Source organism: Caulobacter sp. CCG-8 (assembly GCF_037402475.1).
GTDB lineage: Bacteria > Pseudomonadota > Alphaproteobacteria > Caulobacterales > Caulobacteraceae > Caulobacter.
This window is the reverse complement of the sequence record NZ_JBBEUD010000014.1, coordinates 16,804-30,586: the sequence shown is the minus strand read 5'-3', so window position 1 is coordinate 30,586 and position 13,783 is coordinate 16,804. Positions and strand designations below refer to the sequence as shown.

Here is a 13,783-nt window from a genome sequence, read left to right as displayed (position 1 = left end):
GGCCGCCTTGCTTTCCAGAGTATGCCCATGATCCGTAACTGCTTCCGCGCTCCGCTGCGCCGCCCGCTGCTGGCGCTCACCGCCGCTTTGATGCTGGGCGCCGCGCCGCTTTCGGCCCTGGCCCAGGAGGGCACCGGCGGCGATATCGTCGGCTACGGCCAGATCCACCATCCCGAGATCGGCCGCGGCGGCATGGTGGTCGCCCAGAACCGCATCGCCGCCGAAGTCGGCGCCGAGATCCTGCGCAAGGGCGGCAACGCCGTGGACGCGGCGGTCGCCACCGCCTTCGCCGAGGCCGTCAGCCTGCCGCGCGCCGGCAATCTGGGCGGCGGCGGCTACATGCTGATCCATGTCGCCAAGACCAACGAGACGATCGCCATCGAATATTACGGCCAGGCCCCCCTGGCCACGACGCCGGACCTGCTGGTCGGCCCCGATGGCAAGGCGGGCGGCAAGCTCAGCCAGAGCTTCAAGGGCGTGGCCGTGCCGGGCACGGTGGCGGGCCTGTGGGAAGCGCATCACCGCTACGGCAAGCTGCCCTGGAAGGTCGTCGTCGATCCGGCCGTGCGGATGGCCAAGGCCGGCGTGGTCCTCAGCGACGACGAAGCCAACGCCCTGAACGGCGAGCGCAAGGCGATGCTGGCCGACCCCGGCGCGGCCAAGGCCTTCTTCAAGAAGGACGGCTCGTCCTACCAGCCCGGCGAGCGCCTGCCGCAGCCGGACCTGGCCTGGAGCCTGGCCCAGATCCGCGACAAGGGCGTCGACGCCTTCTACAGGGGCGAGGTCGGCAAGCGCATGGTGGCCGGCGTCAAGGCCGGCGGCGGCGTGATCTCGATGGACGACCTGGCCGCCTACAAGGCCAACGTCTCGCCGCCGATCTGGGGCGAGTACCGCGGGCACAAGATCGCCTACATGCCGCCGACCGCCTCGGGCGTGACCCTGGCCGAGGTGATGAACATCCTCGAGACCTTCCCGATGAAGGACCTGGGCTCCAACAGCGTGGCCAGCCTGCACGTGCTGTCCGAGGCCATGAAGATCGGCTGGACCGACCGCCAGTACGTCGGCGGCCCGCCGCAGTGGACGACGCCGGTCGCCGGCCTGACCAGCAAGGCCTACGCGGCCGAGCGCGCCAAGCTGATCTCGATGACCGCCTCGCTGTCGAGCAAGGACCTGAAGGGCGGCGATCCCTACCGCTACGAAAGCCCCAACACGACGCACTTCTCGGTGGCCGACTCCGAGGGCAACGCGGTCAGCAACACCTTCACGCTCAGCGCCTCGTTCGGCGCGCACGTGGTGGCGCCGGGCACGGGCTTCCTGCTCAACAACTCGATGGGCAACTTCTCGTGGGGCAAACGCGCCGAGGCGAGCACCGCCAACAAGCCCGAGCCGGGCAAGCGGGTGGGCTCGACCATCACCCCGCTGATCGTCTTCAAGGACGACAAGCCGTGGCTGGTCACCGGCACGCCCGGCGGCGGCTACATCATCGCCACCATGGCCCAGATGCTCAGCAACGTGATCGACCACGGCCTGAACGTGGCCGAGGCGGCCGAGCGTCCGCGCATGAACCAGTCGGGCGTCGACGGTCCGCTGGAGCTGGAGTCCGGCTTCTCGCCCGACATCGTGCCGCTGCTGGAGGCCAAGGGCCACAAGGTGACGCCGTCGATGACCATGGGCAGCACCCAGTCGATCCTGATCGACGGCGGCCTGTTCTACGGCGCGGCGGACACCCGTCGTCCCGACGCCGCGGTGGTGGGCGCGCGCTAGCCGCCGCCCCATCCGTCAAGAAGAAAGGGCCGCTCCGAGGAGCGGCCCTTTTGCTATTCGGCGCCGGCGTTCTTGCGGTAGTCCAGCGGCGGGGCGCGGTCGCCCAGCAGGGGCTTGTAGACGAAGCCCGTGCCCTGGCGCTGCCTGAGCTCGGCCTTGGCGCTGGCGACCAGCTTGGGATCGCTGAACACGTCGGCGCCGGTGAGAGCGATGGACTTGGCGGCGACCACGGCGCCCTTCACGCCGATCGTCGTGCCGGCGGCGGCGGCGTTCTGCCAGCTGTGGCCGGGCGAGCCGGGCACGAAGGTGGCGGTGACCAGGCCGACGGTCGGCACGTTCCAGCTGACGTCCGACACGTCGGTCGAACCGCCGCTGGCGCCGCCGCGATCATAGGGGGCGATGGTCTTGACCGAGGCCAGGTCGCCGCCGCCGTCTGGCAGGCTGGTGGCCAGCTTGGTCGCGAAGGCGGTCTCCTCGGCCGTCCACTGCTCGCCGCCCACGCGGCGCAGGTTGGCGTCCATGGCGCGGCCCAGGGCGTCGTTGGGCAGCATGCTGTAGACGCCGCCGGTGACCTCCCAGTCGACCGTGGTGCCGGTGGCCAGGGCGGCGCCCCTGGCGGCGTTCTCGACCCGGCCCCAGACGTCGCGGACGATCTTCGGATCGACGTGGCGGACGTAGTAATAGACCTCGGCGAAGTCCGGCACGACGTTGGGCGCCTTGCCGCCGCTGGTGATCACGTAGTGGATGCGGGTGCCGTCCGGCACGTGCTCGCGCAGGAAGTTGGTGGCCACGTCCATGATCTCGACGCCGTCCAGGGCCGAGCGTCCCTTGGACGGCGAGGCGGCGGCGTGGCTCGACACCCCGTGGAAGCGGAACTTGCCCGAGAGGTTGGCCTGCGACGGCGCCTGGGCGGCGCTGTTGACGTTGCCGGGGTGCCAGTGAATGGCGATGTCGACGTCCTTGAACAGGCCTTCGCGCACCATGTAGACCTTGCCCGAGCCGCCTTCCTCGGCCGGCGTGCCGTAGACGCGCAGCTCGCCCTTCACGTCGTGGGCGACCATCCATTCCTTGAGGGCGATGGCGCCGTTGACCGAGGCCGCGCCGAACAGGTTGTGGCCGCAGCCGTGGCCGGCGTCGCGGCCGGGCAGGGGCTGCTTCTCGGGAACGGCGGCCTGGGCCAGGCCGGGCAGGGCGTCGTATTCGGCCAGCACGGCCACGACCGGGCCGGGGCCCGTCTTGAAGCTGGCCACGAACGCCGTCGGTTCACCGGCCACGCCCGGCGTCACGGTGAAGCCGGCCGCCGTCAGCTGCTCCTGCAGCAGGGCCGAGCTCTTGGTCTCCAGGTAGCCCAGCTCGGCGAAGTCCCAGATCTTCATGGCCGCGTCCGCGAGCTGCGGCTGGCGGGCGTCGACCCGGCGGATCAGCTCGGCGCGATCGGCCTCCTTGATCGGCGCGGCCTGGGCGCCGGCGACGGCGAGCGCGCTTGCCGAAGCCAGCGCCATTGCGAACCACGAACTCTTCAATGTTCCACCCTTCTTGTCGGCGCCGAGCGTCGGCGCACGGATTAAGACGTAGCGCGCGGACAAAGCATCACCTCGGGCGGATCAAGAATCTCGCCGCGAACCGAAGAGGCGGAACGGGAGCGTCGCCGAAAAGGCGAGGGCGCGTCCAGACACGAAAAATCCGGCCAAGCGGATGGATTTCGCCCAAAACCAGAGGCGGCTCCCCGTCGGGGCTGGACCTTGTCCGAAAAGGTCCTCTAGGAAGAGAAACGTGTGACGTTGATCACATAGCGAGGGCGGAAACACTTGAGGGGCCAGACGAAGAAGCAACCGCCTTCCGGTTCGGTGAACATCAAGCAGGTCGCCGCCGAGCTCGGCGTCTCTCTGGCCACGGTGTCGCGCGCGCTCTCCCATCCGCATCTGCTCCGCGCCGAGACGCGCGAGCGCGTCCTGGCGGCCATAGACCGGCTGGGCTACCAGCCCAACCTGATCGCGCGCGATCTGCGTCTGCGCGAGAGCCGTCTGGTCTTCGTGGTCGTCCCCAGCCTCAGCCCGTTCTTCCTGGAGGTCTTCCGGGGGGTGGAGCGCGGCGCCAGGGAAGGCGGCTACACGGTGCTGATGGGCCACAGCGAGCGCGATCCGTCGCGCGAGCAGCTGTTCCTCGACCAGGTGGCCAGCCGCCGCGCCGACGGCGTGATCCTGGTGACCAGCGCCGAGCCCGGCCTGATGGCGGCCCGCAAGCGGCACATGCCGCCCGTCGTCGCCGCGCTCGAGACGATTGAAGGGCAGGCGTTCCCGACCGTGCGCGTGGATCACCGCAAGGCCTCGATGGACGCCACCAACCATCTGCTGGCCCTGGGGCATCGCCGGATCGCCCACATCGCCGGCCCGCAGAAATCGCCGATGGCGGCGCATCGTCTCGAAGGCTTCCAGGCGGCGATGGCTGCCGCGGGGCTGGACGCGACCGCCTATCCGCAACTGGCCGGCAATTTCACGGTCGCGTTCGGCGAGGAGGCGATGGAGGCCCTGCTGGCCTGCAATCCGCCGCCGACCGCGGTGTTCGCCGCCAACGACGAAATGGCCGTCGGCGCGATCCAGACCATCAAGCGCGCCGGCCTGCAGGTCGGGCGCGACGTGTCGGTCATCGGCTTCGACGACCAGCGGATCGCCAGTCTCTACGAGCCCTCGCTGACCACCATCAAGGTGCCGACCGAGGAACTCGGCTACCGGTCTATGCTGTCGCTCTGGGACCTCCTGCGCGGCAGGCCGGCGGAGGAGGACACGGTTCTCCAGACCTCCCTGATCATCCGATCGACCACCGGGCCGCCCCCGGGCTGAGCTCGACGTCGCCGTAATATGTCCCGATAGCGCCGGCCGCGCCTATTGCTTTAAATGGAAACGTTTACAATTGGATTGAATTGCTTGATATGAGTTTCAGAGACGCTTCGATGCGCTCCCTGGTTCAACATAGATCATTGTGAATCAAGACTTCATGAGCAAAAGGGAACGGGCCGTCACTCTTCGGGAGGTTGCGGAGGCGGCGGGCGTGTCCGTTGCGACAGCGTCGCGCGCGTGCTCTAAGCCCCAGCTGGTGACGCCGGAAACCCGTGAGCTGGTCGCCGCGGCGATCGATCGCCTGGGCTACCGTCCCAATGTGATCGCCCAGGACCTGAAGCGCGCCTCGACAGGGGTCGTCCTGGTGGTGGTGCCCAGCCTGAGCCCGTATTTCCTGGACATCTTCCGGGGGGTGGAGGCGGCCGCCGCCGAGCTGGGCTACACCGCGCTCGTCGGGCATAGCGACCGCCGGGGCGACCGCGAGGTGGCCTTCGTCGATCGGGTCCGTAGCCGGCGCGCCGATGGCGTGATCCTCGCCACCAGCGTGGACTCCGGCGGCCTGCATTTGGGGCGTCCGCCCATGCCGCCGGTCGTCGTGGCGCTGGACGAATGCGGCGCCGGATACCTGCCCAGCGTCAGCGTCGACCACGAGGCGGCGGCGTTCGCGGCCACCTCGCATCTGCTGGCCCTGGGCCATCGGCGCATCGCCCATATCGCCGGCGCGGCGGGGTCCAGCATGTCGGAGCATCGCCTGCAGGGGTTCCGGCGGGCCCTCGCGGCCGCGGGGACGCCCCTGGATCCGGAGCTGCTGTTCCAGGGGGATTTCACCGTCGAGGCCGGGGAGCGGGCGATGGAGCGCTTCCTGATGATCCCGCATCGGCCCACCGCCGTGTTCGCGGCGAACGACGAGATGGCGCTGGGCGCGCTGCGGGCCTGTCGACGGGCCGGCCTCAAGGCGCCGCGCGACCTGTCCATCGTCGGTTTCGACGACCAGAGAATCGCCGCCCTGACCGAACCGTCCCTGACGACGGTCGGCGTTCCGACCATGGCGCTGGGCCGCCAGGCGATGCTGCAACTGGGCCGGATCCTGGCCGGCGAGGCCGTACAGCAAAAGCTTGTTCTGCCGACGAAATTGACCCTGAGAGCTTCGACGGGGCCGCCGCCCTCGGCGTGAAATCGACGCCGTCGCGCGGCGCCGCTTGACACGTGTCGATGCAATGATAACGTTTACATAACGAGCTTCCGGAGCGGAGGCCTTGGTCAGTTGGGTAGGAAACACTTGATGAGAGCGCGTCTTCGCGCGGCGGTCGCCGCGAGCGTTTTGGCTTTCGCCTGCGGCGGTTCGCTGGCGATGGGCGTCGGCCCGGCCCTGGCGGCCGACAGCGCGGCCGCTGAGCCTCACGTTCTGCGTCTGGATCCCGCGCTCGACGCCGTCATCCCGCCCGGCGCGACGCTCGAGAAGGTGGCCGGAGGCTTCGGCTTCGTCGAGGGACCGCTGTGGGTCGGGGGCGAGCTGCGCTTCTCGGACCTGACGGGTAACAAGCTCTACGCCCTGGGCGCCGACAACAAGGTGCGGCTGCTCCTGGACAAGTCCGGCGGACTGCAGAGCCCGCCCGCCGGCGCCTTCCAGGGGTCTAACGGCAGCGTGGTCGGCCCGGACGGCGCCATCCTGCTCGAGCAGCACGGCGCGCGGCGGATCGCGAAGGTCGGCGACGACATGACGCTGACGCCGTTCCTGACCGGCTACGACGGCAAGCGCTTCAACAGCCCCAACGACATGGTCTATGCGCCCGACGGCGCGCTGTGGATCACCGATCCGCCCTACGGTCTGCTGGGGCAGGACAAGGATCCGGCCAAGGAGCTGCCGTTCAACGCGGTGTTCCGCTACGCCAACGGCAAGCTGACCCCGGTGATCACCGACCTGCCGCGCCCGAACGGGATCGGGTTCTCGCCCGACGGCAAGACGCTCTACATCTCCAACTGCGAGCCGGAGATGTTCGTCAACGCCTATGACGTGAACCCGGACGGCACGGTGTCGAACGGCCGCCGCTTCATCACCTATCCCGGCCCCAACCCGATCGACGTGCCCGACGGCCTGAAGGTCGACAGCCAGGGCAACGTCTGGACCTCGGGCCCGGGCGGCATCCGCATCATCGCCCCGAACGGCAAGGTGCTGGGCCAGCTGAAGACGTCCGACCGGGCCCAGGCCAACCTCGTGTGGGGCGGGCCGGACTGGAAGACGGCCTACATCATGGGCGCCGGAAATGTGTACCGCCTGCAACTGGCGATACCCGGCGAAGCGCCGCTGTACAGCCGATAATCACAAGAACAAGAAAGGGTTGGGAGGATGTCTATGAACCGTCGCAAAGCCATGGGCGTGGCCGCCAAGGCCGCTGTCGTCATCGCCGCCGTCGGCGCGGGCGCCGGCGTGGGGCGGGCCTCGGCCCAAGCCAAGACCAAGCCGATCGTGCTCTACTGCGATCTGAAGGTCGATCCCGCCCGCGAGCAGGAGATGCTCAAGCACTTCCACGAGAAGTTCAAACCGGCCGGAGCCAAGTTCAAGGGCTTCATCGATCTGAAGATGCTGAAGCTGCGCACCCTGATCCAGGGCGACAAGCTGCCGGACGGCGTCAACTACCGCTTCCAGCTGACCTATGAGAACGAGGAACTGCGGCAGATCTGGATCCACTCCACGACCCACGCCGAGCTATGGCCGGGGATCGAAAACACCCTGACCGACAAGAATTTCCACGTCTCCCTGTTCGACGAAGTCTGACCGGGCCGATGGGTGGGAGCAGTGTCATGAGCGCATCGAAGGTCGGCGGCGTCCGGTGGACGCTGGTGTTCTGGATGTTCGTGGTCGCCGCGGTCTCGTACCTCGACCGCAACAACATCTCGATCGCCGCGGCCATGATCCAGAAGGATTTCGGCCTCACCAACCTCCAGCTCGGCGGCGTGTTCAGCGCCTTCGTGATGGGCTACGCCTTCACCCAGCCCGTGGCCGGCCGCATCGCCGACCGCTTCGGCCCTTACCGCGTGATCGCGGTGGGCATCGTCTGGTGGAGCGTGCTGACGGCGCTGACCGCCGCGGTGCCTTCGGGGCTGACCTTCTCGCTGACCTTGCTGATGATCGTCCGGTTCGTGCTGGGCGTGGGCGAGGCCGTGATCTTCCCCGCCAGCAACCGCCTGGTGGCCACCTGGGTGCCCCGGTCGGAGCGCGGCCTGGCCAACGGCGTGATCTTCGCGGGCGTCGGGATCGGCGCGGGCGTGGCCCCGCCGCTGATCACCCACCTGATGCTCGCGCATGGTTGGCGCTCGGCCTTCTATGTGACCGCCGTGGTGGGTGTGGCCGTCCTGGCCGCGTGGCTGGTCTTCGTCCGGGATCGTCCCGAGCACCATCGTTCGGTCGGCGCGGCCGAGGCGGCCTACATCCGCCAGGGCGCCGGTCATGGCGTCGCCGCGGCCCGGCCCGCGCCGTGGCTGAAGATCGTGAAGGACCGCCAGGTGGCGCTGCTGACGCTCAGCTACTTCACCTACGGCTACGTCGCGTACATCTTCTTCACCTGGTTCTTCAAATACCTGTCCAGCGTCCGGGGCCTGGATCTGAAGGCCAGCGCGATCTACGGCATGCTGCCGTTCCTGGCGATGGCGGTGTGTTCGCCGCTGGGCGGCTGGATCGCCGACCGCCTGACGCCCCGGTTCGGGAAGCGGATCGGCCGCTGCTGGACCGCCGCCTTCGCCCTGGCCCTGTCGGCCGTGTTCGTGGCCCTGGCCACCCAGGTCGCCGACGCCCGACTGGCCAGCCTGTTCCTGGCCGGCGGGGCAGGGGCCCTCTACCTGTCGCAGAGCGCCTACTGGACCCTGTCGGCCGACATCGGCGGCGGTTCCGCCGGCTCGGTCTCGGGACTGATGAACATGGGCAACCAGCTGGGCGGCGTCGTCACCGCCTCGCTGACCCCGCTCCTGGCCGATCGCTTCGGCTGGACCGCCTCGTTCGTCTTCGCCGCGGTGCTGTGCCTGGCCGGCGCCCTGGCCTGGCTGTTCATCGACCCCGACGCCCCTCTGTCGGAAGCCGACCTGGGCGCCGCGCCCGCCCTGAAAACCAAACCGTCCGTCGTTTGATTATGTCCCGCGTTCACAGGACCCGCCGCATGTCGCCTTCCGTCAAATCCCTGTTCGTCGCGATGCTCCTGGCGGGCGTCTCGGGCACGGCCGCGATGGCCCAGAGCGCCACGGACTGGCCGAACTACGGCTATGACGCCGGCGGCACCCGGTTCTCGCCGCTGAAGCAGATCACCCCGGCCAACGTCTCGCGCCTGAAGCCGGCCTGGTCGTACGACATGCGTCCCGCCGATGTGCCCAAGCCCGATATCGAGGACCTGAAGGCCCGCGCCCAGCGCAACTGGATCGCCCAGGCCGGCGTGCGGCCGATGCCGATGCCCGGCGGGGTCAAGCCGCCGCCCGGGACGGCGACGCCCCCGGTCCCCGGCGGCATGGGCGCGCCGCCCGTGCCCAGCTCGGCCAGCGAGTTCACGCCCCTGGTCGTCAACGGCACGATGTACCTGTCGACCTCGTTCGGCCGCGTGGTCGCCCTCGATCCGGTGACGGGCAAGGAGAAGTGGGTCTTCCGCCTGCCGCACGACGAGATGATCTCCAGCGGCCGGGCCGTGCGGGGCTTCCACTACTGGCCCGGCGACAAGGCCAACGGCCCGCGCCTGGTGATCGTCACCGCGAACCTGAAGCTGTTCACGCTGGACCCGGCGACGGGCAAGCTCAACAGCACCTTCGGCGACGGCGGGGTGCTGAGCCTGCGCACGCCGGACGTGCTGGGCAATTATCCCAACGGCCAGCTCAGCGCCGACGCCTTTCCGGTCATGTATAAGAACGTGGTCATCGTCGGCTCGCGCGGTCAGGAGAACCCGCCGCAAGGCCCGCGCGGCGACGTGCGCGGCGTCGACGTGATCACCGGCAAGACCCTGTGGAAGTTCAACGCCATCCCCGAGCCTGGCGAGCCGAACTTCGGCACCTGGCAGGGCGACAGCTGGAAGAACGTCGCCGGGGTCAACACCTGGAACATGCTGACCGTCGACGAGGCGCGGGGCATTGTCTACCTGCCGTTCGCCACCCCGGCCTTCGACCGCGACGGCCGAGGCCGCATCGGCGACGGCCTCTACGGCACCTCTCTGGTGGCCGTGGACGCCGCGACCGGCAAGTACATCTGGCACTTCCAGACCGTGCACCACGACCTGTGGGACAACGACATGCCGGCCGCGCCCACGCTGATGGACGTGAAGATGGGCGGCAAGGTGATCCCCGCGGTGGCGGCGATCAACAAGTCGACGATCCTGTTCATCCTGGACCGCACCACCGGCAAGCCGCTGTTCAAGGTCAACGAGACGCCGGTGCCGGCCAGCCATGTGCCCGGCGAGGTGGCCTCGCCGACCCAACCGATCCCGGTCAAGCCGCCCCCGCTGGCCAAGCAGGGCGTCGACCTGGACAAGGACATCTCGGACATCACCCCCGAGCACGAGGCCTTCTGCAGGAAGCTGGTCGCCGACAACCGCATGGTCGGCACCACCATGTACACGCCGGTCGGCTTCAACGAGGCCACGGTGACCTTCCCGGGCACCGGCGGCGGGGTCAATTGGGGCGGCGGCGCCTTCGACAAGGCCAACGGCAACTTCGTCATCAACATCACCAACCAGGGCAGCCTGCAGTTCCTGGCCTTCGCCCCGGACGGCAAGCTGCAGATGGCCACCTCGGCCAACAGCTGGTTCGCCGACGTGCGCGACGGCGGCATGCAGTGCCAGAAGGGACCGTGGGGCGAACTGGTGGCGGTCAACGTCTCGACCGGAGACATCGCCTGGCGCACGACCCTGGGCGTGACCGACAAGCTGCCGGCCGACAAGCGCCTGACGGGACGTCCCAATGTGGGCGGGCCGATCGTGACCGCCGGCGGGCTGATCTTCATCGCCGCCACCGACGACAAGCGCTTCCGCGCCTTCGACGCCAAGACCGGCAAGCAGGTCTGGGAGGCCCCGCTGGCCGCCTCGGGCCACGCCACCCCGATGACCTACAAGGGGCGCGACGGAAAGCAGTACGTGTCGCTGGTGGCCACCGGCGGCTCCTATATCGGCTCGCCCAACACCAGCGACCTGCTGGTGACCTACGCCCTTCAGTAACCGCTTGATCCCACGAGGCGCCTTATGTCGATCCGAAACGTTCTCGCCGCCGCCGTCCTGACCTCGGTCCTGTTCAGCTGGGCCAGCGCCCAGACGGTGACCCCGGCGCCGCAAGCCGCCTCGCCGGCGCCGGACGCCCAGGCCGCCACGCCCCCGCCGCCGGCGTTTCCGGAGGCGCCGGCCCGCAGCGGCAAGGACATCCTGGAAAGCTCGTGCACGGGCTGCCACGACCTGGGCGTCCTGACCGCCACGCCCCACGCCGCCGAGGAGTGGCCCGGCGTCCTCAAGCGCATGGTCGGCAACGGCCTGAACATCACGCCCACCGACCTGACCACCGTCCAGGCCTACCTGGTCGAGCACTATTCGGCCGAGCCGGGCGCCCACTAACCGTCGCCCGTCCACCTTCCGTTTCCAGCCCCAGGGGGCCTCGATGAAGACCTTGCTGCTCGGCCTGCTGGCCGCCACCGCCCTGGGCGGCGCCGTTCAGGCTCAAGCCCCGGCGTCGCCGGCCGCCCCGGCCTCGGCGCCGGCGCTGATCCGCGAGCCGCCGTCGAACCTGCAGACGGGCCTGGACGTCGACCGCTTCATCGGCGACCCGGCGCGCTCGGTCACCCGCATCGCGCGCGACGCCATCATGACGCGGAAGATCCTGACGGCCGGCGACCCCGGTCAGCCCGGTCCCGACGGCGCGGTCCTGCGCTACCGCAAGGAGGTCGTGCTGGGAACGATCCAGCCGGGCGAGGCCTCGACCCTGAACGGCGTGCCCGAGCAGCAGATCATCTACGTCACCCACGGCCAGGGGCGGCTGGACGACGGCGCCAGGGCCTGGGACCTCAAGCCGGGCTACGCGATGCTGATCCCGCCCGGCGCGGTCCATCGCCTGGCCAGCGTCGGCGACGCGCCGCTGGAGATGATCATGATGTCGACCGCCTCGCCGCCGACGCCGGCGGGCGGCGAGATCCTGGTGCGCGACACCGCCAAGATCCTCTACATCGAGCAGGGCGTGCACTGGACCAACATGTCCAAGTCGCCGTTCAGCGATCTCGGCGAGCGGTTCCTGATCGTCTACATGGGCCCGATGACCGTCGCGGGCGCCCACGCCCACACGCCCGAGACCGAGGAGGGCTGGGTCAAGATCACCGACGGCCCGACCTTCATGCAGGTGGGCAGCGAGATCCGCCGCTGGCCCGCGAACATGGGCCTGCTGTCGCCCAACAACGGCCAGACCGTCCACGCCGCGATCAACACCGGCGACAAGGTGGAGTCCTGGTTCTACTTCCAGGGCCGTCCGGCCACCGCGCCCCAGGCCCCGACCAACGGCCCGCGCTCGCCGCTGGGCGGCCGCGTCTGGACGCCCGAGATCGCCCAGTCCGCCATCGACGCCACCGTCGCGCCGCACGCGCTGACGGTCGCGCCGGCCAAGCGCAAGTAGGGGAGGCGGGTCTCTTGCGGAGCCCTTCGGCCATGTCTGGATTGGGACGCCTGATCGGGGTGTTGACAGCCGCCGCCGGTCTTTTGGCGGCGACGTCTGCGCTCGCGGCGCCATGTCCGGTCCAGCCGAAGGCCGCCGAGGTCGCCGGCCTGTGGCGCACGCTCACGCCGATCCGGCCTCTGGACATCCAGGGCGAGGCCCAGGCGATCTGTTTCCGCCAGGCCTTCGTCGCCGCCCTGGCGCCGGACCTGGGGCCGCGCGTCGGCTACAAGGTCGGCATGTTCAGCGCCGCCGCCCGCAAGGCGTTCGGCATCGAGCGGCCGCGGTTCGGCGAGCTCTACGCCAAGATGATCCTGCCGGAAGGCCAGGTCGCGCCGGCCGCGTTCGGGGTCGGCGGCGTCTGGGAATCCGACCTTCTGCTGGTCGTCGGCGACGACAGCCTGAACGAGGCGACGACGCGCGAAGAGGCCTATCGGGCCCTGCGCGGCTTCAAGCCCTTCATCGAGCTGACCAGCCGCAACTATGCCGACGGCTTCAAGCCCGGCGCCGACCAGATCGCCGCCCTGGACGTGGGCGCGCGCCTCGGCGTCGCGGGACGGGAATATCCGCTGGCCCAGACGCCGGAGGGCATGGCGGCGCTGGAAAACCTTTCGATCGACGCGATCGTCAAGGACGCGAACGGCGAACGGATCGAACAGGCGGTCGCGCGCGAGACCCTGGGCGACCTGCTCGACATCGCCCTGTTCGCCCGTGACGCGGTGCGCGCCGAGGGCGGGCGGCTGCGTCCCGGCGACGTCGTGAGCGTCGGCGTCTTCACCCCCGCCCACGCGCCCGCGCCCGGGCAGGTCGTCACCGTTCGCTATCATCTTCTGGCTCGGCCGGTCGATGTCTCGGTGGAGTTCCGCTGAGATGACCCGTCCGACGCCCTCCCTCTTCGATGGCGCGCCGCCCGTTGCGGTCGCGGCCATCTCCAGCCCGCCCTCGTCCCTGCGTGCGGAACTGGCCCTGGCGCGCGAGCGTCGGGGCCGCTCTTTCGCCCCGGGAAGCGCACGGTCCCTCATCCTGGCAGGAGCGACGTCATGAAAACCCTGCGATCCAAGCCGATGCTGAGCCTGGCGATGGCCGCCATGGTCGTGTGCGTCGGCGCCTCGCCCGCGGCCGCCCAGACCAAGGCCGGTTCGGCCAAGACCAAGGCCGTTCAAGCCAAGGCCCCGCCGGCCCCGCCGGGCGACATCGCGGCCGGCAAGGCGGTTTTCGAGATGCGTTGCGCGATGTGCCACGCCTCGGGCGGCGCCGGCGGACCCATGGCGCCGCGGCTCGTGGGCGTCTACGGCGCCAAGGCCGGTGGCCAGCCCAATTTCAAGTATTCGTCAGCACTGACCACCGCGAGCCCGCAATGGAACGCGGCCAATCTCGACGCCTTCCTCGCCAAGCCCCAGGGCTTTGTCCCTGGAACGAGAATGATGATCGCCACGCCCAAACCTGATGACCGGCGTAATCTGATCGCGTACCTGGCCTCCCTGCGAAAGTAGGGCGGACGGGCCTACCAAAACTTGCGAGCAGGTTGG

General features: G+C 69.5%; 12 protein-coding genes. 11 read left to right on the top strand and 1 reads right to left on the bottom strand.

All coding sequences use genetic code 11. From position 1 onward, the window contains the following. Positions 1-27: 27 nt before the first annotated feature. Entirely contained in the window at positions 28-1,764 is a 1,737-nt protein-coding gene (gene ggt / locus WAE60_RS14805; RefSeq protein WP_337687330.1) for a gamma-glutamyltransferase, read from the top strand. Between the two features lie 53 nt (positions 1,765-1,817). Here the strand turns inward: ggt and WAE60_RS14800 are convergent, their stop codons facing one another. After that, on the bottom strand, positions 1,818-3,266 hold the full coding sequence (locus tag WAE60_RS14800; protein ID WP_337687327.1) for an amidohydrolase: 1,449 nt from the start codon (positions 3,264-3,266) through the stop codon (positions 1,818-1,820). Positions 3,267-3,572: 306 nt separating this feature from the next. Between WAE60_RS14800 and WAE60_RS14795 the strand changes: the two genes are divergently transcribed. The 10 genes from WAE60_RS14795 (at position 3,573) to WAE60_RS14750 (ending at position 13,747) form a co-directional block, all read left to right on the top strand. Continuing rightward, positions 3,573-4,604, top strand: coding sequence for a LacI family DNA-binding transcriptional regulator (locus WAE60_RS14795; RefSeq protein ID WP_081916782.1), 1,032 nt, complete (start codon positions 3,573-3,575; stop codon positions 4,602-4,604). A 154-nt stretch (positions 4,605-4,758) separates the two neighbouring features. Beyond that, positions 4,759-5,775, top strand: a complete 1,017-nt coding sequence (locus WAE60_RS14790; RefSeq protein ID WP_337687325.1) for a LacI family DNA-binding transcriptional regulator — start codon at positions 4,759-4,761, stop codon at positions 5,773-5,775. A 108-nt stretch (positions 5,776-5,883) separates the two neighbouring features. Then, positions 5,884-6,921 carry an SMP-30/gluconolactonase/LRE family protein gene (locus WAE60_RS14785; protein WP_029912861.1) on the top strand — a complete coding sequence of 346 codons (1,038 nt, stop codon included), beginning with the start codon at positions 5,884-5,886 and terminating at the stop codon, positions 6,919-6,921. A gap of 33 nt (positions 6,922-6,954) precedes the next feature. Beyond that, complete coding sequence (locus tag WAE60_RS14780) at positions 6,955-7,377, top strand: hypothetical protein (protein WP_029912864.1); 423 nt, start codon at positions 6,955-6,957, stop codon at positions 7,375-7,377. Between the two features lie 26 nt (positions 7,378-7,403). After that, entirely contained in the window at positions 7,404-8,723 is a 1,320-nt protein-coding gene (locus WAE60_RS14775) for an MFS transporter (RefSeq protein ID WP_081916784.1), read from the top strand. Between the two features lie 29 nt (positions 8,724-8,752). Next, on the top strand, positions 8,753-10,783 hold the full coding sequence (locus tag WAE60_RS14770; RefSeq protein WP_337687321.1) for a PQQ-binding-like beta-propeller repeat protein: 2,031 nt from the start codon (positions 8,753-8,755) through the stop codon (positions 10,781-10,783). Positions 10,784-10,807: 24 nt separating this feature from the next. Further along, positions 10,808-11,170, top strand: coding sequence for a cytochrome c (locus WAE60_RS14765; RefSeq protein ID WP_337687318.1), 363 nt, complete (start codon positions 10,808-10,810; stop codon positions 11,168-11,170). Positions 11,171-11,213: 43 nt separating this feature from the next. After that, entirely contained in the window at positions 11,214-12,215 is a 1,002-nt protein-coding gene (locus WAE60_RS14760) for a cupin domain-containing protein (RefSeq protein ID WP_337687317.1), read from the top strand. 32 nt (positions 12,216-12,247) lie between these two features. Further along, entirely contained in the window at positions 12,248-13,123 is an 876-nt protein-coding gene (locus WAE60_RS14755) for a hypothetical protein (RefSeq protein ID WP_337687316.1), read from the top strand. A gap of 171 nt (positions 13,124-13,294) precedes the next feature. Continuing rightward, entirely contained in the window at positions 13,295-13,747 is a 453-nt protein-coding gene (locus tag WAE60_RS14750; RefSeq protein ID WP_029912881.1) for a c-type cytochrome, read from the top strand. Positions 13,748-13,783: the final 36 nt, after the last annotated feature.